The organism is Roseateles sp. (assembly GCF_039595595.1).
Taxonomy (GTDB): domain Bacteria; phylum Pseudomonadota; class Gammaproteobacteria; order Burkholderiales; family Burkholderiaceae_C; genus Roseateles.
Genome location: NZ_JBCNLG010000007.1, coordinates 114,138 through 133,606, shown reverse-complemented (window position 1 = coordinate 133,606; position 19,469 = coordinate 114,138). Strand labels below are relative to the sequence as shown.

General features: G+C 68.9%; 16 protein-coding genes. 2 read left to right on the top strand and 14 right to left on the bottom strand.

What is annotated here, in order from left to right:
- Nucleotides 1-101: 101 nt before the first annotated feature.
- The 14 genes from ftsA to mraZ form a co-directional block, all read right to left on the bottom strand.
- Nucleotides 102-1,331: a cell division protein FtsA gene (gene ftsA / locus ABDW61_RS11320; protein WP_067276931.1), complete on the bottom strand. Its 1,230-nt coding sequence runs from the start codon at nucleotides 1,329-1,331 to the stop codon at nucleotides 102-104.
- An 8-nt stretch (nucleotides 1,332-1,339) separates the two neighbouring features.
- Nucleotides 1,340-2,176, bottom strand: a complete 837-nt coding sequence (locus ABDW61_RS11315) for a cell division protein FtsQ/DivIB (RefSeq protein ID WP_343638699.1) — start codon at nucleotides 2,174-2,176, stop codon at nucleotides 1,340-1,342.
- A gap of 32 nt (nucleotides 2,177-2,208) precedes the next feature.
- Entirely contained in the window at nucleotides 2,209-3,216 is a 1,008-nt protein-coding gene (locus tag ABDW61_RS11310; RefSeq protein ID WP_343638697.1) for a D-alanine--D-alanine ligase, read from the bottom strand.
- Nucleotides 3,213-4,661 (bottom strand): UDP-N-acetylmuramate--L-alanine ligase, encoded by a 1,449-nt coding sequence (gene murC / locus ABDW61_RS11305; protein WP_343638695.1) that lies wholly within the window; start codon nucleotides 4,659-4,661, stop codon nucleotides 3,213-3,215. Before murC ends, ABDW61_RS11310 begins: the two co-directional genes overlap by 4 nt.
- Entirely contained in the window at nucleotides 4,658-5,776 is a 1,119-nt protein-coding gene (murG, locus tag ABDW61_RS11300) for an undecaprenyldiphospho-muramoylpentapeptide beta-N-acetylglucosaminyltransferase (protein ID WP_343638693.1), read from the bottom strand. The genes murC and murG overlap by 4 nt, the downstream gene beginning before the upstream one ends.
- Nucleotides 5,777-5,855: 79 nt before the next feature.
- On the bottom strand, nucleotides 5,856-7,130 hold the full coding sequence (gene ftsW, locus ABDW61_RS11295) for a putative lipid II flippase FtsW (RefSeq protein ID WP_343638691.1): 1,275 nt from the start codon (nucleotides 7,128-7,130) through the stop codon (nucleotides 5,856-5,858).
- On the bottom strand, nucleotides 7,127-9,094 hold the full coding sequence (gene murD / locus ABDW61_RS11290) for a UDP-N-acetylmuramoyl-L-alanine--D-glutamate ligase (RefSeq protein WP_343638690.1): 1,968 nt from the start codon (nucleotides 9,092-9,094) through the stop codon (nucleotides 7,127-7,129). The genes ftsW and murD overlap by 4 nt, the downstream gene beginning before the upstream one ends.
- A gap of 16 nt (nucleotides 9,095-9,110) precedes the next feature.
- Entirely contained in the window at nucleotides 9,111-10,289 is a 1,179-nt protein-coding gene (gene mraY / locus ABDW61_RS11285) for a phospho-N-acetylmuramoyl-pentapeptide-transferase (protein WP_279759781.1), read from the bottom strand.
- On the bottom strand, nucleotides 10,279-11,772 hold the full coding sequence (murF, locus tag ABDW61_RS11280; protein WP_343638688.1) for a UDP-N-acetylmuramoyl-tripeptide--D-alanyl-D-alanine ligase: 1,494 nt from the start codon (nucleotides 11,770-11,772) through the stop codon (nucleotides 10,279-10,281). Before murF ends, mraY begins: the two co-directional genes overlap by 11 nt.
- Nucleotides 11,769-13,280 (bottom strand): UDP-N-acetylmuramoyl-L-alanyl-D-glutamate--2,6-diaminopimelate ligase, encoded by a 1,512-nt coding sequence (locus tag ABDW61_RS11275; RefSeq protein WP_343638686.1) that lies wholly within the window; start codon nucleotides 13,278-13,280, stop codon nucleotides 11,769-11,771. The genes murF and ABDW61_RS11275 overlap by 4 nt, the downstream gene beginning before the upstream one ends.
- 16 nt (nucleotides 13,281-13,296) lie before the next feature.
- Nucleotides 13,297-15,081: a penicillin-binding protein 2 gene (locus ABDW61_RS11270; RefSeq protein ID WP_343638684.1), complete on the bottom strand. Its 1,785-nt coding sequence runs from the start codon at nucleotides 15,079-15,081 to the stop codon at nucleotides 13,297-13,299.
- Nucleotides 15,078-15,395 (bottom strand): cell division protein FtsL, encoded by a 318-nt coding sequence (gene ftsL, locus ABDW61_RS11265; protein WP_343638682.1) that lies wholly within the window; start codon nucleotides 15,393-15,395, stop codon nucleotides 15,078-15,080. Before ftsL ends, ABDW61_RS11270 begins: the two co-directional genes overlap by 4 nt.
- Nucleotides 15,392-16,387 (bottom strand): 16S rRNA (cytosine(1402)-N(4))-methyltransferase RsmH, encoded by a 996-nt coding sequence (gene rsmH / locus ABDW61_RS11260; RefSeq protein WP_343638681.1) that lies wholly within the window; start codon nucleotides 16,385-16,387, stop codon nucleotides 15,392-15,394. The genes ftsL and rsmH overlap by 4 nt, the downstream gene beginning before the upstream one ends.
- 5 nt (nucleotides 16,388-16,392) lie before the next feature.
- Nucleotides 16,393-16,821, bottom strand: coding sequence for a division/cell wall cluster transcriptional repressor MraZ (mraZ, locus tag ABDW61_RS11255; RefSeq protein ID WP_343638680.1), 429 nt, complete (start codon nucleotides 16,819-16,821; stop codon nucleotides 16,393-16,395).
- A gap of 479 nt (nucleotides 16,822-17,300) precedes the next feature.
- Here mraZ and ABDW61_RS11250 point away from each other — a divergent pair, with 479 nt between their 5' ends.
- Together ABDW61_RS11250 and ABDW61_RS11245 are read left to right on the top strand one after the other, a co-directional pair.
- Nucleotides 17,301-18,074, top strand: a complete 774-nt coding sequence (locus ABDW61_RS11250) for a hypothetical protein (RefSeq protein WP_343638679.1) — start codon at nucleotides 17,301-17,303, stop codon at nucleotides 18,072-18,074.
- Complete coding sequence (locus ABDW61_RS11245) at nucleotides 18,058-19,272, top strand: XRE family transcriptional regulator (protein ID WP_343638678.1); 1,215 nt, start codon at nucleotides 18,058-18,060, stop codon at nucleotides 19,270-19,272. Before ABDW61_RS11250 ends, ABDW61_RS11245 begins: the two co-directional genes overlap by 17 nt.
- Nucleotides 19,273-19,469 lie beyond the last annotated feature (197 nt).

Here is a 19,469-nt window from a genome sequence, read left to right as displayed (position 1 = left end):
TGCAGTTGCCATCAGCAAAATAGAAGTGGGATCGGCCCTTTTTTAGGGGGCAAAACCCTCGAACGTCGTAAAGAAAAGCCGAGCCGGTGAGTTCCAGCTTCTTAGAAATTCCCCAGGAACCAGTCCTTGGCGCGGCCGAACAAGGTCTTCACCGACCCCGCCTGCTGCGCCGCCTTGAATCCCCGCGTGCGCGATAGCCGCGCTTCTTCCAACAATCCCATGACGGTCGCCGAGCGGGGATTGGCGACCATGTCGAAGAGCGCGCCGTTGTAGGTCGGATTCCCGCGGCGCACCGGTTTCAGGAAAATGTCCTCGGCCAGCTCGACCATGCCCGGCATGACCGACGAACCGCCCGACAGGACGATTCCCGAGGACAACAGTTCCTCGTAGCCCGATTCCCGGATGACCTGGTGGACGAGCGAGAAAATCTCCTCGACGCGGGGTTCGATGACCCCCGCCAGCGCCTGTTTCGAGAGCATCCGCGGCGCGCGGTCGCCCAAACCCGGCACTTCGACCTGGTCGGCCGGATCGGCCAGCAATTGCTTGGCCACGCCATGCTCGACCTTAATTTCCTCCGCATCCTTGGTCGGAGTGCGCAGCGCCATCGCGATATCGCTGGTAATCAGGTCGCCGGCAATGGGAATCACGGCGGTATGACGGATCGAGCCGCCGGTGAAAATCGCCACGTCGGTGGTGCCGGCGCCGATATCGACCAGCGCCACGCCCAGGTCGCGCTCGTCCGAGGTCAGCGCCGCCAGGCTGGACGCGCTGGGGTTGAGCACCAGTTGCTCGACCTCCAGGCCGCAGCGGCGCACGCACTTGACGATGTTCTCCGCCGCGCTCTGGGCGCCGGTCACGATATGGACCTTCACTTCCAGGCGGCCGCCGCTCATGCCGATCGGTTCCTTGACCTCATGGCCGTCGATGACGAATTCCTGCGGTTCCACCAGCAACAGGCGCTGGTCATTCGGAATATTGATCGCCTTGGCGGTTTCCACCACCCGAGCGACATCCACCGGCGTGACTTCCTTGTCCCGCACGATGACCATGCCGGTCGAGTTCTGACCGCGAATATGGCTGCCGGTAATCCCCGTATAAACCCGGGAGATGCGGCAGTCGGCCATCATTTCGGCCTCTTTCAGCGCCTGCTGGATGGACTGGACGGTGGCATCGATATTGACCACCACGCCGCGCTTGAGCCCGTGGCTGGGCGCCACGCCCAGGCCGGCGATGCGCAATTGCCCGTCGCCCATCACTTCGGCGACCACCGCCATGATCTTGGCGGTGCCGATGTCCAACCCGACGACCAAATCCTTGTATTCCTTGGCCATGCCAGTCCTCAATTCTTCTTGGCGCCCTTGGGCGCGTTGGTAACCGTCGTCACGCCGGCCAGGCGGACCGCATATCCGGCCTCATGCCGCAGGTCGGCCGATACCAGCGAGCTGCGGTACCGGGCGGTGATCCGGGGCACGCTGGCGATGAATTGCCCATACCGGGCGACGACCTCGCCCTCGCTGCCCCGGCCGAGTTCAACGACCGCTCCCTTTTCCAGCGTGGCCTTCCAGGACCCGCGCCCCGACAAATCGAGCCGGGACACGCCCTCGTCCAGTTTCAGGTGGGTCATCGGATCGAGTTGCCGCCACATCGACAGCATCGCCGCCGACGATTTGGCCGGGCCGGCCAGCGTCGGCAGGTCCTCGTCCTCGACATCGCCCAGATTGGCCTCGAAAACCTCGCCGAAACTGTTGACCAGCCGGGTATCGACGACGGCGTCGGAATCGGCGTCGGCGTTCTCGGCCTTGGTTTCCCAATAGGCGGCGGGGCGGTGTTCCTCGAGCGTCACGACCAGGTGCAGCGGCCAGACGCGCCGCACGGCGGCGTGCCGCACCCAGGGCACGGCCTCGAAGGCGGCGCGCGCCTGCAGCAGGTTCATCGTCAGGAAGTTGCCCGACAGCCGCGGCAGCGCGTTGGCGCGCAGCGACGCGCTGCTGTTGCGGCTGACGTCACCCTCGACCGTGATCGAGCGGATCGAGAACGCCGGCTGCCGCGCCAGCCAGTGCAGCCCCACCGCCGCCGCGGCCAGCGCGAACGCGGCCAGCAGCAAGCCCGCGACGCCGTTCATCACGCGGATGTCCGGCGGCAGCGGTGCGGCGGTGTGGGTGAAGGTGGCGCCCATGGCGATGGCTCGGAGGTCCTGTCGGCGGCGGCTCAGGCCTGGCTGTCCAGCCGCGCCTGCGACAGCAGGTACAGGCACAGCTTGGGATAGGAGATGCCGGCGGCGGCGGCCGCCTTGGGCACCAGCGAATGGGAGGTCATGCCCGGCGAGGTGTTGATCTCCAGCAGGAACAGCCGGCCGTCGCTCTTGCGGCGCATCAGGTCGACGCGGCCCCAGCCGCGCGCGCCCAGCGAGCGGTAGGCCGCCAGCACCAGGTCCTGCACCCGCGTCTGCTCGTCAGGCGGCAACTGACCGACGAGGTACTGCGTGGTGTCGGTGAAGTACTTGTTCTGATAGTCGTAATTGCCGCCCTCGGCGCGGATCTCGATGACCGGCAGCGCGATCGCGCCGGCGCCCTCGCCCAGCACCGGGCAGGTCAGCTCGGCGCCATCGACGAACTCTTCGCACAGCACCTCGGCGTCGTACTTCGCGGCCAGCTCGACGGCCGCCTGCATGTCCGAATAGCCCATCACCTTGCTCGCGCCGATGGACGAGCCCTCGTGCGGCGGCTTGACGAAGATCGGCAGGCCCAGCTCGTCGGGCACGGTGCGCACGCGCTCGCGCACCTGCTCGTCGCGCTTGAGGCTGACCCAGCGCGGCGTCGACAGCCGGTCGGCCAGCCAGACCCGCTTGGTCGTGATCTTGTCCATCGCGATGGCCGAGGCCATCACGCCGGAGCCGGTGTAGGGGATACCCATCAGCTCGAGCGCGCCCTGCACCGTGCCGTCCTCGCCATGGCGGCCATGCAGCGCGATGAAGGCGCGCTGGAAGCCCTCGGCCTTGAGCTCGAGCAGGTTGCGCTCCCCCGGGTCGAAGGCGTGCGCGTCGACGCCTTCCGCGCGCAGCGCGTCCAGCACGCCGCGGCCCGACATCAGCGAGACCTCGCGCTCGGCCGAGTCGCCGCCGAACAGCACCGCGACCTTGCCGAGCGCGCGCGCGTCGATGCGGGCGATGCCCAGGTGCTCGAAGAGGGGGGATGGGGTGTTGAGGTCCGTGCTCATGTCCGGACTCCCTTCGCTTGCGTCATGAGGGCCACGGTGCGCGCGGGGACGGCGGCGATCGAGCCGGCCCCCATCACGATCACCACGTCGCCGGCGCGCGCCTGGTGGGCGATCGCCTGCGGAAGTTGCTGCCAGTCGCCGACGTAGCCGGCCGCGGTGCCGCGCGCCGTCACCGCCTGCGCCAGGCTCTCGCCGCTGATGCCAGGCAGCGGCGATTCGCTGGCGGCATAGATCTCGGTCAGCAGCACGCCGTCGGCCTGCGCGAGCACGGCGGCGAACTCGTCGAAGCAGTCGCGGGTACGCGTGTAGCGGTGCGGCTGGAAGGCCAGCAGCAGACGGCGGCCCGGATAGGCGCCGCGCGCGGCCGTCAGCACCGCCTGCATCTCGACCGGGTGATGGCCGTAGTCGTCGATGAGCAGCATCGTGCCCGCGCCGCCCGCGCCGGCCTCGGCATGGGCGGTGACCGGCAGCTCGCCGTAGGACTGGAAGCGCCGGCCCACGCCGCCGAAGCCGGCCAGCGCGCGCAGCAGCGCCGCGTCCTCGATGCCCAGTTCCATCGCCATCGCGATCACGGACAGCGCGTTCAGCACGTTGTGGCGGCCGTTCAGGCGCAGCAGCACGGGCAGCGCCGGCAGCTCGCGGCCCTGGCGGTCGCGGCGCAGCGCGGTGAAGCGCATGCCGCCGCCGGCCTCGGCCGACACGTCGATCGCGCGCACCGCGTTGCCCTCGTCCAGCCCGTACAGGATCACCGGGCGCGACAGCATCGGCACGATGCTGCGCACGCCGGGGTCGTCGCCGCACAGCACGGCGGCGCCCCAGAACGGCATGCGATGCAGGAAATCGACGAAGGCCTGACGCAGACGGGCCATGTCATGCCCGTAGGTGTCCATGTGGTCGGCGTCGATGTTGGTGACGATCGCCAGTTGCGGCAGCAGATGCAGGAAGGAGGCGTCCGACTCGTCGGCCTCGACCACCATGTGCGCCCCGGCGCCCAGCGCCGCGTTCGCGCCCGACGACAGCAGCTGGCCGCCGATCGCGTAGCTCGGATCCAGCCCCGCTTCCAGCATCACCGTCGTCAGCAGCGAGGTCGTCGTCGTCTTGCCATGCGTGCCGGCCACCGCGATGCCCAGGCGCGGGCGCATCAGCTCGGCCAGCATCTGCGCGCGCAGCAGCACCGGGATGCCATGCTGGTGCGCGGCCATCAGCTCGGGGTTGTCGGCCTTGATGGCGCTGGACTTGACCAGCACCTGCGCGTCGCCGACGTGCTCGGCCGCATGGCCGATCTTCACGTCGACGCCGAGCGCGCGCAGCCGGCGCGTGGTGTCGCCCTCGCCCTGGTCGGAGCCGCTGACGCGATAGCCCTGGGCCACGAGCAGCTCGGCGATGCCGCTCATGCCGGCGCCGCCGATGCCGGTGAAATGGATGCGCTGCAGGGCGTGCTTCATGCGCGCGCTCCCGTGCCGGAGCCGCCCGACTTCGCGTCCCGGGCGGCGACCAGCGCCTCGAGTTCATCGGCCACGCGCGAGGCCGCACGCGGACGCGCCAGCGAGCGGGCTTTCGACGCCATCGCCAGCCAGTGCTCGCGCGGCTGCTGCAGCAGGTCGAACAGCGATTGCGCGCTCAGCTCGCCCTGCGGCAGATGCGTGCCGGCGCCGTGCTGCGCCAGGTACTGCGCGTTGTCGCGCTGGTGCGAGGTCGTGCTCACGACCAGCGGCACCAGGATGCTGGCGGCGCCGGCGGCGCAGAGCTCGGACACCGTCACCGCGCCCGCGCGGCAGATGACCACGTCGGCTTCGGCCAGACGCGTGGCCATGTCGGTGATGAAGGGCACGACCTCAGCCTCGACACCGGCCTTGGCGTAGGCGGCCTGCACCAGCGGGAAGTTGGCCTCGCCGGTCTGATGCGTCACCAGCGGCCGCTGGTGCGCATCCCACAGCGCCAGCGTCTGTGGCAGCACGTCGTTGATCGCGCGCGCGCCCAGCGAGCCGCCGACCACCAGCACCTTCAGCGGGCCGTTGCGTCCGGCGAAGCGCAGCTCGGGCGCGGGCAGGTCCTCGATCTCCACGCGCACCGGATTGCCGGTGACCACGCTTCTTCGCTGCTGCGCCGCGGCCAGGCCGTCGAAACCGAAGGCGATCTTCTTCGCCACCGGCGCCAGCGCCTTGTTGGACAGCAGCAGCGCCGCGTCGGCGTTGACCAGCATCAGCGGCTTGCGCATCACCCAGGCCATCAGGCCGCCGGGGAAGCAGACGTAGCCGCCCATGCCCAGCACCGCGTCGGCCTTGCGGGCGGCGAAGATGTTGGCGCTCTGCGCGAAGGCCTTGAACAGGCGCACGACGCCCAGCAGCGAGTGCTTCAGGCCCTTGCCGCGCAGGCCGGCGAAGGACAGCCGGTCCATCGGCAGGCCCGACGGCGGCACCAGCTTGTTCTCCATGCCGGCCTCGGTGCCGAGCCAGGACACGGTCCAGCCGCGGCGCTGCATCTCGGCCGCGACGGCGAGTCCGGGGATCACGTGACCGCCCGTTCCGGCCGCCATCACGACGAGGTGACGCGTGCTCATGTGGCCCCCTCGTCCGCGGCCAGCCGCGTCCGGTCCCCCGAGGGGACGTGAGCTTGCTTGGGGCGGCCCTGCGCTGCGCTCATGCGCGGCCCCCTCGCATCAGTTGTCTGTTCTCGATGTCGATTCGCAGGCAGATCGCCAGCGCCACGCAGTTGAGGACGGTGGCCGAGCCGCCATAGCTCATCAGCGGCAGCGTCAGGCCCTTGGTCGGCAGCGCGCCCAGGTTCACGCCCATGTTGATGAAGGCCTGGCCGCCCATCCAGATGCCGATGCCCTGCGCGTACAGGCCCGCGAAGACGCGGTCCAGCGCGACGGCCTGGCGCCCGATGTGGAACAGCCGGCGCGACAGCCAGAAGAACGCGAAGATCACGACCGCCACGCCGATGAAGCCCAGCTCCTCGCCGATGACGGCGAGCAGGAAGTCGGTGTGGGCCTCGGGCAGGTAGTGCAGCTTCTCCAGGCTGGACCCCAGCCCCTGGCCGAAGAGCTCGCCGCGGCCGAAGGCGATCAGCGAGTGCGTCAGCTGGTAGGCCTTGCCCTGCGCGTACTTCTCGTCCCACGGATTGAGGTAGGCGAAGATCCGCTCGCGCCGGAAATCGCTGAAGGTGATCATCAGCACGAAGGCGCCGATCAGCACCGCCACGCTGAGGAAGAACATGCGGCCGTTGACGCCGCCCAGGAACAGGATGCCCATCGCGATCGCCGCGATGACCATGAAGGCGCCCATGTCCGGCTCGGCCAGCAGCAACATGCCGGTGAAGGCCAGCGCGGCCGCCATCGGCCACACGGCGCGCACGAAGTTCTCCTTGACCTCCATCTTGCGGACCATGTAGTTCGCGGCGTACATCGCGATGGCCAGCTTGGCCAGCTCCGAGGGCTGGAAGTTCATGACGCCCAGCGGCAGCCAGCGGCGCGCGCCGTTGACGCCCTTGCCCACGTGCGGAATCAGCACCACCATCAGCAGCGCCAGCGCGATGACGAAGAGCTTGGGCGCATGCCGCTCCCAGAAGCTCACCGGCACCATCACCGTGATCCAGCCGGCCAGCAGGCCGATGCCGATGAACAGGCTCTGGCGCACGAAGAAATGCATCGGCGCGTACTTGGCGAACTTGGGGTTGTCCGGCAGCGCGATCGAGGCCGAATAGACCATCAGCAGGCCCAGCGCCAGCAGCGCCAGCACGACCCAGATCAGCGTCAGGTCGAAGCCCAGCAGCCGCGTCGGCTGCCCGGCCGAGGTGGAGACCCAGTCGCGCACCGGCACGTCCACGCCGCCGCCCGCCGGCGACGCCGCGCGGCGCGACAGCAGCGCGCGGGCGCGCTCGCCGAGTCCGCCCATGACCGATGCGGCGCTCATCCGATCAGCCCCTCGTCTTCGGCCAGCTCGCGCACGGTGGTGATGAACACCTCGGCGCGATGGGCGTAGTTGCGGAACATGTCCAGGCTGGCGCAGGCGGGGCTGAGCAGCACGCTGTCGCCCTGCTGCGCCTGAGCGAGCGCCCAATGCGTCGCCGCCTCGAGCGTCTCGTGGCGATGCATCGGGACGCCGCAGTCGCGCAGCGCGGCCTCGATCTGCGGCGCATCGCGCCCGATCAGCGCGACGGCGCGCGCATGCAGCGCGATCGGCGTGGCCAGCGGCGAGAAATCCTGTCCCTTGCCATCGCCGCCCAGGATCATGACCAGCTTGGCCGGCGCGCGGTCGGCGCCCAGGCCGGACACCGCCGCGACGGTCGCGCCGACGTTGGTGCCCTTGGAGTCGTCGTAGAAGTCGACGCCCTTGATCGAGGTGACGAACTCGACGCGGTGTGGCTCGCCGCGGTATTCGCGCAGGCCGTGCAGCATCGGCGCCAGCGGACAGCCGATCGATGAGGCCAGCGCCAGCGCCGCCAGCGCGTTCGCGGCGTTGTGACGGCCGCGCACGCGCAGCGCGTCGGCCGGCATCAGGCGCTGGATCAGCAGTTCGTCCTCGTCGTCCTTGCGGCGCTTCAGGCCCTTGAGCTCTTCTTCCTGCTCGCGGGCGCGCACCAGCCAGGCCATGCCGTTCTCGACCAGCAGGCCGAAATCGCCCGGGCGGCGCGGCGCGTCCAGGCCGAAGCGGACCACCTCGCGCTCGACCAGCTTGGCCGGCCGGCCGCGGCCTTGCTTCACCGTGATCGGCGCGGGCACCAGCGCCTCGACTTCCGGATCGTCGCGGTTGATCACCAGCACGCCGTGCTCGCCGAAGACGCGACCCTTGGCGCGCGCATAGGCGGGCATGTCGCCATGCCAGTCCAGGTGGTCCTGCGTGATGTTGAGCACCGCGCCGGCGCTGGGCTCGAAGCCCTTCACGCCGTCCAGCTGGAAGCTCGACAGCTCCAGCACCCAGACCTGCGGCAGCACCTCGAATTCCGCCGGCTTGGGCGGTGGCGGCTTGATCGGCAGCGGCTGCTCGTCGAGCAGCTCGGCCACGGTCTCGAGCGCGCTGCGGTCGTCCACCGGCGCCCGCGCGGCGAGCGATCCGGCAGCGGCCTCGACGGGCGCTGCCATCGACGCGTCGGTCGGCGCTTCAATCGACGCTTCAATCGACGCTTCAGTCGAGGCTTCGCTTGGCGCGTCGAGCGGCGCGTCGCCGGAGGCTTCAGCCGGTGCGTTCGCATCGAGCTCCGCGGACGCGTCGACCGGCGCCAGCAGCGCCTCGGCATTCGGCACCTCGGGCGCTTTCTCGCCCTCGGCCGCGGTCACCGCCTCGACCGCGAGGTCGACGACGGCCTCGATCTCCGCGTCTTTCGGCTGCGGCATCGGCTCCTTGTCGAGCGCGTCGCTCAAGGTGCCCAGCAGCGTCGGGCCGATGTTGCCGGCCATCGCGACCCGGCGGCCGGCGCGCTCGACCAGCAGCGCGGTCATGCTGGTGGTCGTCGTCTTGCCGTTGGTGCCGGTGATCGCGAGCACGCCCGGCTCGTAGCGGTACAGCGTCTTGAGCTCGGCCAGCGCCTGCGCGAACAGCTCCAGCTCGCCGCGCACGCGCAGGCCGATCTCCTCGGCGCGCGCGAGCAGCGGCTTGAGCCGCGCATCCAGCGGCGACAGGCCGGGGCTTTTGAGCAGCACCCAGCTGTGATCGATCGCGGCCAGCAGCTCCGGCGTGAACTCGCCATGCGCGAACGCGGCCTCGGGCAGCCGCTCGCGCAGCGCGGCGAGCTGCGGCGGCTGTTCGCGGCTGTCCCACACGGTCACCCGCGCGCCCAGGCGCGCGGCCCAGGCCGCCATCGCGAGCCCGGAATCCCCCAGCCCCAGCACGAGCGCGTGCCGGTCCTGGTAGAGCGAGGGGAACTGGATCGGGGTCATCGCCGTCTCGCCCCGTTCAACGCAGCTTCAGGCTGGCCAGGCCGACCAGGCACAGCAGCATCGTGATGATCCAGAAGCGGATGACGACCTGCGTCTCCTTCCAGCCCGACTTCTCGAAGTGGTGGTGCAGCGGCGCCATCTTGAAGATGCGCCGGCCCTCGCCGTACTTCTTCTTCGTGTACTTGAACCAGGTCACCTGCAGCATCACCGACAGCACCTCGGCGACGAAGACGCCGCCCATGATGCCCAGCACGATCTCCTGGCGCGTGATCACGGCCAGCGTGCCCAGCCCGCCGCCCAGCGCCAGCGCGCCGACGTCGCCCATGAAGACCTGGGCCGGATGCGCGTTGAACCACAGGAAGGCCAGGCCCGCGCCCGCGAGCGCGGCACAGAAGATCAGCAGCTCGCCGGCGCCAGGGATGTAGGGGAACAGCAGGTAGCGGCTGTAGACCGACGAGCCGGTCACGTAGGCGAAGACACCCAGCGCCGAGCCCACCATCACCACCGGCATGATCGCCAGGCCGTCCAGGCCATCGGTGAAGTTCACCGCGTTGCTGGTGCCCACGATCACGAGGTAGGACAGGCCGATGAAGCCGAACACGCCCAGCGGATAGCTGATCGACTTGAAGAACGGCAGCATCAGGTCGGCCTTGGGCGGCAGCTCGGTCGAGAAGCCGCTCGTGACCCAGCGGAAGAACAGCTGCACCACCCCGAGGAAGCTGGTCTCCGAGACGCTGAACGCCAGATAGATCGCCGCGATCAGGCCGATGATGGACTGCCACAGGAACTTCTCGCGCGAGCGCATGCCCTCGGGGTCCTTGTTGACGACCTTGCGGTAGTCGTCGACCCAGCCGATCAGCCCGAAGCCCATGGTCACCAGCATCACCACCCAGACGAAGCGGTTGGACCAGTCGAACCACAGCAGCGTCGACACGCCGATGCCGATCAGCACCAGCACGCCGCCCATGGTCGGGGTGCCGCTCTTGGCCAGGTGCTGCTGCACGCCGTACTCGCGGATCGGCTGGCCGATCTTGAGCTCGGTCAGGCGGCGGATCACCCACGGGCCGAAGGCCAGGCCGATCAGCAGCGCGGTCAGCGCCGCCATCACCGCGCGGAAGGTGATGTACTGGAAGACGCGCAGGAACCCCAGTTCAGGGAAATAGGTCTGCAGCCACTGGGCCAGACTAAGCAGCATGGGGGTCTCCTGGGCCGCCGGACTGCAAGGCGGCCACGATCTGTTCCATCTTCATGAAGCGCGAGCCCTTCACGAGGATGTTCTGTACTTGCGGCGCGTCCTTCAGCGCGGCGATCAGCTCGCCGACGCTGTCGAACGCCCGGGCGCCCGCGCCATAGGCCGACGCGGCCTCGCGGGCCGCGGCACCGGCCGTCCACAGCGCGGCCAGGCCCTGGCCGGCGGCGTGCGCGCCGACCTCGCGATGGAATTCCGGGCCCTGCTCGCCGACCTCGCCCATGTCGCCCAGCACCAGCCAGGACGGGCCGGGCAGCTCGGCCAGCACGTCGATGGCGGCGCGCACGCTGTCGGGATTGGCGTTGTAGCTGTCGTCGATCAGCGTGACGCGGCGGCCCTGCCACAGCGCCGTCTGCAGCGCCGAGCGGCCCTTGACCGCCTTGAAGGCCTGCAGGCCCTCGCGGATCGCCGCCAGCGGCGCGCCCGCGGCCAGCGTGCAGGCCGCGGCGGCCAGCGCATTGCGCACGTTGTGCTGCCCGGCCATCGCCAGCGCGACCGGGATGGTCCCGGCCGGCGTCAGCACCTCGATCGCCCAGTGGCCGGCGGCGCCCTGCGCCGCGCTCGCGTCGGTCGGCGCGACCCATTGCGCGCGCGCCATCACGTCGGCCTGGCCCTGCAGCGCGAACGTCAGCGTCGCGCGGCCGGCGGCCAGTTCCTGCCAGACCGGAGCGCAGGGATCCTCGGCCGGGAACACCGCGACACCCGCGGCGCCCAGCGCGCCGATCACGGCGCCGTTCTCGCGCGCCACCGCCTCGACGGTGTGCATGAACTCCTGGTGCTCGCGCTGCGCGTTGTTGACCAGCGCCACCGTCGGCTGCGTCATCGCGGCCAGCGGGGCGATCTCGCCCGGATGGTTCATGCCGAGCTCGACCACCGCCGCGCGGTGCCAGACGGACTCGTCCTGGCGCAGCCGCAGCAGCGTCAGCGGCACGCCGATGTCGTTGTTGAAATTGCCCTCGGTCGCGAGCATCGCCGCCTCGCCCAGCCAGGCGCGCAGGATGGACGCGATCATCTGCGTCACCGTGGTCTTGCCGTTGCTGCCGGTGACCGCGATCACCGGCAGGTGGTGCTGCTCGCGCCAGGCCTGCGACAGCAGACCCAGCGCCGCCTTCGCGTCGGGCACCAGCAGGCCGGGCAGCCCGGCCTCGGCCAGGCCGCGCTCGGCGATGGCGGCGGCCGCGCCGGCGTCGCGCGCCTGCGCCAGGAAGTCGTTGGCGTCGAAGCGCTCGCCGCGCAGCGCGACGAACAGGTCGCCCGCGCGCAGCGAGCGCGTGTCGGTGTGCACGCGCAGCAGCGGCGTCGACGGATCGCCGGCCAGCGCCACGGCGGGCAGCAGCGGCTGCAGCAGCGCGTGGGCGCGGCCCAGCGTGAGCAGCGGCGCGCCAGGCGCCGCCGCGGCTTGCGAGGGGGTCGGGGTGGTGTCGCTCACAGCCCTGCCCTGTCGATCAGCGCGGCGCGCGCCGCCTGCACGTCGGAGAACGCGCGGCGCTCGCCGTGGATCTCCTGGTAGTCCTCGTGGCCCTTGCCCGCGATGAGCACGACATCGCGCGCGCCCGCCTGATCGATGGCACGAGCGATCGCTTCGGCACGGTCGGCGATGACCTCGCGCGGGGCGCCGGCCGGCAGACCGGCTTCGATGTCGGCGAGGATCTTCGCCGGGTCCTCGGTGCGCGGGTTGTCGCTCGTCAGCACGACATGCGCCGCGAGCTTCGCCGCGATCGCGCCCATCAGCGGGCGCTTGCCCGGATCGCGGTCACCGCCGCAGCCGAAGACCACGCGCAGCTCGCCGCCGCGCGCCGCGGCCAGCGGCTGCAGCGCGCCAAGCGCCTTCTCGAGCGCGTCCGGCGTGTGGGCGTAGTCGACGACCAGTTGCGGCAGCTCGCGGCCGTTGCCCACGCGCTGCATGCGGCCGGGCACCGGCGTCACCAGCGCGGCGACGCGCGCGATGTCCTCGAGGCCGTGGCCCAGCGCCCGCAGTCCGGCGATCACGCCGAGCAGGTTGGAGACGTTGTAGTCGCCGATCAGGCCGGTCTGCACCGCGACGGCCGCGGCGCCCTCGCGCAGCGTGAACGCGAGACCATGCGCGTCGTGGCGCAGGTCCTGCGCGCTCAGCCGCGCGTCGGCGCGGTTCAGGCCATAGGTCCAGACGTCGAGCCTGCCGGCCGCCGTCAGTTCGGCCGCGAGTGCCGCGCCCTTGGGATCGTCGATGTTGAGCACCGCCGCCTTCAGCCCGTCCCAGTCGAACAGCTTGCGCTTGGCGGCCCAGTAGGCCTCCATGCCGCCGTGGTAGTCCAGGTGGTCCTGCGTGAAGTTGGTCAGCAGCGCGACCTGGATGGCGGTGCCGGTCAGCCGGTGTTCCTCGATGCCGATCGACGAGGCCTCGATCGCGCAGGCGCCGAAGCCGTCGTCGGCCATGCGCTTGAAGGCTTCCTGCAGACGGACCGGATCGGGCGTCGTCAGGCCGGTGGCCTCGATCGAGGCATTGGTCGTCGCGCCGGGCACCGGCGGCTGGCCCACGCCCAGCGTGCCGATCACGCCGCAGCGCGCGCCCAGCAGCGTCAGCGCCTGCGCGATCCACCAGGCGCTGGAGGTCTTGCCGTTGGTGCCGGTCACCGCCAGCACGCTCAGCCGCTGGCTGGGCTCGCCGTAGAAGGCCGAGGCGATGCGGCCGCAGTTGGCCTTCAGATCGGGCAGCGAGGCGATGCGCGCGTCGGTGAAGCCGTACTCGGCCGCGCCCGCGTGCTCGACCAGCGCGGTCGCCGCGCCGGCCGACAGCGCGCCGGCGACGAACTGGCGCGCGTCCTTCGCGTAGCCGGGCCAGGCGATGAAGGCATCGCCGGCGCCGACGGCGCGGCTGTCCGTGCGCAACTGGCCGCTCGGGGTCCATTCCAGCAGCCAGCGGGCGGCAGCCTCGGGGGATTTCAGGTGCATCAGCATGATTCGTCGTGCCCGCTCAGAAACTCTCGTCCACGGCCTGCAGCTTCTGCTGCGCCACGATCTGCGGCTTGACCTCCAGGTCGGGCGGCTCGCCGATCAGGCGCAGCGTCTGCGCCACGACCTGGCTGAAGACCGGGCCCGCGACGGCGCCGCCGAAGTACTGGCCGTTCTTCGGCTCGTCCACCATCACCGCCACGATGATGCGCGGCTTGGAGATCGGTGCGATGCCCACGAACCAGGAACGGTATTTGTGGCTCGCATAGCCCTTGCCTTCCTGCTTGTGCGCGGTGCCGGACTTGCCGCCGACGCTGTAGCCCGGGACCATCGCCTGCGGCGCGGTGCCGCCGGGACCGGCGGCCATCTGCAGCATCGCGCGGACCTCCGCGGCGACCTTCGGGCTGAAGACCTTGATGCCGGCCACCGGCTGGTCGGGCGGGCGCTTGGTCATGGTGATCGGGATGATGTCGCCGTCGCGCGCGAACACCGTGTACGCGCGCGCCAGCTGCAGCAACGAGGCCGACAGCCCGTAGCCATAGCTCATCGTCGCCTGCTCGATCGGGCGCCAGCTCTTCCACGGGCGCAGCTTGCCGGTCACCGCGCCGGGGAAGTCGATCTGCGGGCGCTGGCCCAGGCCGATCGCGGTGAACATCTCGTGCATCTCGCGCGGCTGCATCATCAGCGCCATCCGCGCGGCGCCGATGTTGCTGGACTTCTGGATCACCTGCTGCACGGTCAGGTCGCCGTGCGGGTGGGCGTCCGTCGGCGACCAGCCGGCGATGACGACGCTGCGCGGGCCGGTGCTCAGCAGCGTGTCGGGACGCACCCGGCCGGTCTCCAGCGCCAGCGCCGTCGTGAAGGGCTTCATCGTCGAGCCGGGCTCGAACACGTCGGTCAGCGCGCGGTTGCGCAGTTGCTCGCCCGACAGGTTCTGGCGGTGGCCCGGGTCGTAGCTCGGGTAGTTGGCCAGCGCCAGCACCTCGCCGGTGTGGGCGTCCAGCACCACCACCGAGCCGGCCTTGGCGTTGTTCTCGGCCACCGCGTCACGCACGCGCTGATAAGCGAAGAACTGGACCTTGGCGTCGATCGACAGCTCGATGTCCTTGCCGTTGGCGGCGGGGATGCGCTCGCCCATGTCCTCGACGACGCGGCCCAGCCGGTCGCGCACCACCGCGCGCGAGCCGTCGCGGCCCTGCAGGTCCTTCTGGAACGCGAGCTCGATGCCCTCCTGGCCCTGCTCCTCGATGTTGGTGAAGCCGACGATGTGCGCGGCGGCCTCGCCTTCGGGGTACTGGCGCTTGTACTCGCGGTCCTGGAACACGCCCTTCAGGCCGAGTTCCTTGATCTTGCGGGCGGTCTCGTCGTCGGCCTGGCGGCGCAGGAAGACGAAGCGGTTGGCCGGGTCCAGGCGCTTGTCGAGCTCGGCGGCGGACATGTCCAGCAGCTTGGCCAGTTGGCGGCGCTTGTCGGGGTCGGTGTCGACCTCTTTCGGGAAGGCCCAGATCGACGGGACCGCGACGCTGGCGGCCAGCACCTGGCCGGTGCGGTCGCTGATCTTGCCGCGGCTGGCCGGCAACTCCATCTTGTGGGCGTAGCGGGCCTCGCCCTGGCGCTGGAAGAAGTCCTCGCCGATCAGCTGGATGTAGGCGGCGCGCGCCAGCAGCCCGGTGAAGGCCAGGCCCACCAGCGCAACCAGGAAGCGCGAGCGCCAGGGGGGCGTCTTGGACGCCAGCAGCGGGCTGCTGGAATAGCTGACGCCGCGCGTGGGCGCGTTACGCGATCCCTTGCGGAGCCGGCCGATCATCGGGCCGCTCCCGGCTGCGGACGGCCGCGCACGGCGCTGGCCTCGACGGCGGGCGCGTCGGGATTGAAGGTGATGGCCGGCGAGATCGGACGCATCTTCAGGCGCTCGCGCGCGACCTGCTCGACGCGCAGGTTGGTCGCCTGCGCCTGGCGGTCGGCCATCAGCTTCTGGTAGTCGGCCTCGAGCCGGCGGCCCTCGGTCTGCGCGCGGTCCAGCTCGGTGAACAGGCGGCGCGACTCGTAGGCGCTGCGGACCATGTAGATGCCGGAGACCATCACCGCGACGATCAGCAGCAGATTGAGACGGCCAATCATCGGCGGCCTCCCTTCTTCTGCTTGCCGGTGGATTCAGCAGCCGGCGCCGGGAGCGGCGCGTCGGTGCGCTCGGCCACGCGCAGGATCGCGGAGCGCGCGCGCGGGTTGGCGTCGACTTCGGCATCGCTGGGCTTGACCCGCGCGATGGCGCGCAGCGCCGTGGGCTGCGCCGCGGCGAACGGGGCGCGGCGGTCGAAGACCTCCTTGCTGTGCGCGGCGATGAAGTTCTTGACGATGCGGTCTTCCAGCGAATGGAAGCTGATCACCGCCAGCCGCCCGCCCGGCTTGAGCCGCGCCAGCGCGGCGTTCAGCCCCTGCTGGAGTTCTTCAAGCTCGGCGTTGACGAATATCCGTAGAGCCTGAAATGTGCGCGTTGAAGGGTCCTTGCCCGGCTCGCGGGTTTTGACTGCACCAGCCACGACTTGGGAAAGCTCGGCGGTTGTCCGTACAGGGCGCCCGCCTTCCCGGCGAGCCACAAGCGCCTTTGCAATCGGGAGAGCAAACCGTTCTTCGCCATAGTCGCGGATCACTTGTGCGAGTTGGGACACCTCGGCGCGGGCGATGAAGTCGGCGGCGCTCTCGCCCCGCGTCGTGTCCATGCGCATGTCCAGGGGGCCGTCGAAGCGGAAGCTGAAGCCGCGCTCCGGGTTGTCGATCTGCGGGCTGGAGACGCCCAGGTCCAGCAGGATGCCGTCGACCTGGCCGATGCCCAGCGCGTCGAGCTGCGCGGCCATGTCGGCGAACGCGCTGTGGCAAATGTGGAAACGCGGGTCGTCGACCCGCGTTGGTCCGGAGGTCGCGGCCGCGACCGCCTCGGGGTCGCGGTCGATCGCGATCAACCGTCCCTTCTCCCCCAGCCGGGACAGCAGCAGCCGCGAGTGGCCGCCGCGCCCGAAGGTGCCGTCGACGTAGAGGCCGTCGGGCGTGGTGAACGCGCCGTCGACCGTCTCGTGCAGCAGCACGGTGGTGTGGGTGAACTGCTCGGTGCTCATGGCGCTCAGAAGCTGAAGTCCTGGAGCGCCGCGGGCATCTCGGACTGCATGATGGCGGCCTCATGGGCGGCGTAGGCCTGGGCGTCCCAGAGCTCGAAGTGGCTGCCCATGCCCAGCAGCATGGTGTCCTTCTGCAGGCCGGCCGACGCGCGCAGTTCCGGCGCGATCAGCACGCGGGCGGCGGAATCGATCTCGACGTCCTGGGCGTTGCCCAGGAAGACGCGCTTCCAGCCAGCGGCTGACATCGGGAGCGCGGCGACCTTGTCGCGGAACTGTTCCCAGGCGGGGCGGGGGAAGACCATCAGGCAGCCTTCCGGGTGCTTGGTCAGCGTGAGCTGGCCGCCGCACAGCGCCTGCAGGACTTCGCGGTGCCGTGCGGGGACGGTCAAGCGCCCCTTGGCGTCCAACGCCAAGGCACTCGCCCCCTGAAACACGACATTCGCCACTTTGCCCCACCGAATTGCACTTTCTCCCACTTTAATGGCGGCGTGGCGGCGGGTCAAGGAAATTCGAGATTTTTCCCAATCAAATCAACTACTTAGCTTCCATTCTCAAGTCAGCCGTTCGAAAAAAAGACGTTCAAAATGAAGGACTTAACAAATGCTGTGCAAGTGATGGATCAACTCGGATCGGCAGCCGTACCCCCCTGAAACCGGGATGGCGAAGGCTCTTTGACTTTGGAAGTGGCCTGTTGACATTGGAAATGGCGCCCCAGCCTCAGCTCCACACGCCCTGACGCTCACGCGCTGGCGCTCCAACCCATTGTTTTTAAACAACTTTCTCGACTCTATTCCGGCAATACCAAAGTAAATTTTGCCGCGATACCAAAGTAAATTTCGCCAGCGCTGCGCGGTGCCTTGCTCGTACGACCCCAGCTCCCCGCAGCTCTGACGCAGCTCTTGCGCTCCGCCAAGTGCTGGATAAAATTACAGCCATTGCGCAAGAAAGCGGCGATCCCCACCGCCACACGAAACTTTTTCCGCTACTATTCGCGGAACCGGAAATCTTCTGCCATGCCATGAGTCAGATCCCATTCAAAGGTCAAGCCGAGATTGAGCGCATGCTCGTCGAGAACATCCCGAAGGACGTCTTCATGGCGTTGGAGGATGCGTACCGCGATGGAGACCGGCGAGGCCGGCAGGAAGGGGCGAAGTTTTCCGCGGGACACCGTCGTTCCGCTGGAGGCCAAGCCAAGCACTTCGCGCTGAACGAGGCGTTCTTTGTTGCGCTGGAGGCGCACGGTGGAAGCCCTACCCCGCTCTGCGGTAACCGCGTGGTCGTTGGGCGGCTTGGCAAGTGCAACATCTCCCGGCTGAACGTGCCCGACCACAAGTGGGCAGACCTGCGCCGCGGGAAGACTCGTCGGCAGTTGGCGAAGATCAACACCGCCGTCGCTCGCCGCTATGTGCAAGGAGACATGTTTGCCCTGGGTGATGAGCCAATTTCCGAATCGAGCGTGTTCATCCTTGGAGTGATGGACGGCCAGGACGAGAACGGCATGGCCCAGCTGACCAGCGTTCTGGTCGCGCTACCCGCTCCGGATTTGCGCTCCTGGCTCTACAAAGAGCCGCTTGCGAAGGTTCTGGCGCTATACGACGTGCCGGCGCCTGTTGTTCAGCCTGACAACGTCAAGCCGGTGCTCAAGAGCACCCGTATTAAGAAGACTGGGAATGACCAAGGGAATTGATGACCTCCAGCCTGAGCGCCTCGAGCAGTTGCTCGCGGTGCGTGGCTTGACCAAAGGGCAGCTCGCTGCCCAAGTCGGCGTTGCCCCGTCGACGGTGACGAAGTGGTGCAAGGGGGATCAGTCTCCTGAAGCTGAGACGTTCGAGCGCCTGGCTGCGGAACTCAAGGTCAAGCCGGAATGGCTGACCCGGCCGCCTATGAAGCGCGTGTCGGCACCTCTCTTCCGAAGCAACGCTTCGGCGTTGAAGTCTGGCCGGGAGATGCTTGAGGCCCGCACGACGATGCTTCAGGAGATCGCAGTGCTCATGTCTGAGCATGTCGACTTCCCTCGTCTGAACCTGCCGCTGCGGTCGTTCATTAAGGCAGACCAAATCACCAGTGTGGAGATTGAGTCTGCAGCAGAAGAATGTCGCTCGCTCTGGCAGCTTGGACGAGGCCCGATTCAGGACCTCCTGCTGGCCGCCGAAGGCGCCGGCGTGGTGGTGGTTCGCGAGGAGACGAACATCCCTGTGATCGAGGGCCTGTCTTGCTGGAGTGAGGAACTGGGTGACCGGCCGCTGGTGCACCTCTCCGCTGACAAGGCCAACGCGTTCCGGAGTAGGTTCGACTTGGCTCACGAGATTGGCCACCTGGTGCTTCACAAGCACCTTCCACCACCACCAGACAAAGAGACCTACAACTTGATGGAGAGGCAGGCGCACCAATTTGCTGGTGCGTTGCTACTTCCGGCCCAGTCATTTGCCGATGAGGTCAGGCTCCCCGTCAATCTTGATGGGCTGCTCACCTTGAAGCAACGCTGGGGCGCTTCTGTGGCTGCCATGCTGATGCGCCTGCATGCCCTGCGCATCCTCAACGACGACGAGAAGCTGGCGCTCTTCAAGCGACGGTCGGCTCGCTGGGGAGCGAAGGCTGAGCCTGGCGATCAAGCTTGGCCACCTGAGAAGCCTCGCCTGCTTCGTCGAACTATCGAGCTACTGGTGAGCGAAGGTGTGCTCTCGGCAGAGCGCATCCCATTTTTCGTTGGGATGTCCACGCTAGACATTGAGCGCCTATGCCATCTGCGCGAGAGCTATTTTGAGCAGCCTGGCCAAGTGATGGACCTCGCTATGCTCAGAGACTCACGAGGCAGGGATGGCCGTAGCGCCGAAAGCGCCTCTGGGGGCGGAGACATCATCGACTTCCGACGTTTCCGTCGGTAAGTGGGACTCACACGGAGGCCAAAGCGATGGCGCCCTCAGCCAACTTTGTGAAGCGCATCGCCACATAGCTCGTACCCGCGTCGCGCGTTCGGCGATTTTGGCCGTGCGAAACCCGCGACCCATTGCGCGGGCCGGCCACGGCCCCCTGGCTCGAGCGAGGGCGAGCCACCTTGCGACATCCCCTCTCGATGCCGTCG

Coding starts and splice junctions, on each gene's coding strand:
- ftsA (WP_067276931.1), bottom strand. CDS start 1,331: ATGGCCAAGGAATACAAGGATTTGGTCGTCGGGTTGGACATCGGCACC.
- ABDW61_RS11315 (WP_343638699.1), bottom strand. CDS start 2,176: ATGGGCGCCACCTTCACCCACACCGCCGCACCGCTGCCGCCGGACATC.
- ABDW61_RS11310 (WP_343638697.1), bottom strand. CDS start 3,216: ATGAGCACGGACCTCAACACCCCATCCCCCCTCTTCGAGCACCTGGGC.
- murC (WP_343638695.1), bottom strand. CDS start 4,661: ATGAAGCACGCCCTGCAGCGCATCCATTTCACCGGCATCGGCGGCGCC.
- murG (WP_343638693.1), bottom strand. CDS start 5,776: ATGAGCACGCGTCACCTCGTCGTGATGGCGGCCGGAACGGGCGGTCAC.
- ftsW (WP_343638691.1), bottom strand. CDS start 7,130: ATGAGCGCCGCATCGGTCATGGGCGGACTCGGCGAGCGCGCCCGCGCG.
- murD (WP_343638690.1), bottom strand. CDS start 9,094: ATGACCCCGATCCAGTTCCCCTCGCTCTACCAGGACCGGCACGCGCTC.
- mraY (WP_279759781.1), bottom strand. CDS start 10,289: ATGCTGCTTAGTCTGGCCCAGTGGCTGCAGACCTATTTCCCTGAACTG.
- ABDW61_RS11275 (WP_343638686.1), bottom strand. CDS start 13,280: ATGCTGATGCACCTGAAATCCCCCGAGGCTGCCGCCCGCTGGCTGCTG.
- ABDW61_RS11270 (WP_343638684.1), bottom strand. CDS start 15,081: ATGATCGGCCGGCTCCGCAAGGGATCGCGTAACGCGCCCACGCGCGGC.
- ftsL (WP_343638682.1), bottom strand. CDS start 15,395: ATGATTGGCCGTCTCAATCTGCTGCTGATCGTCGCGGTGATGGTCTCC.
- rsmH (WP_343638681.1), bottom strand. CDS start 16,387: ATGAGCACCGAGCAGTTCACCCACACCACCGTGCTGCTGCACGAGACG.
- ABDW61_RS11245 (WP_343638678.1), top strand. CDS start 18,058: ATGACCAAGGGAATTGATGACCTCCAGCCTGAGCGCCTCGAGCAGTTG.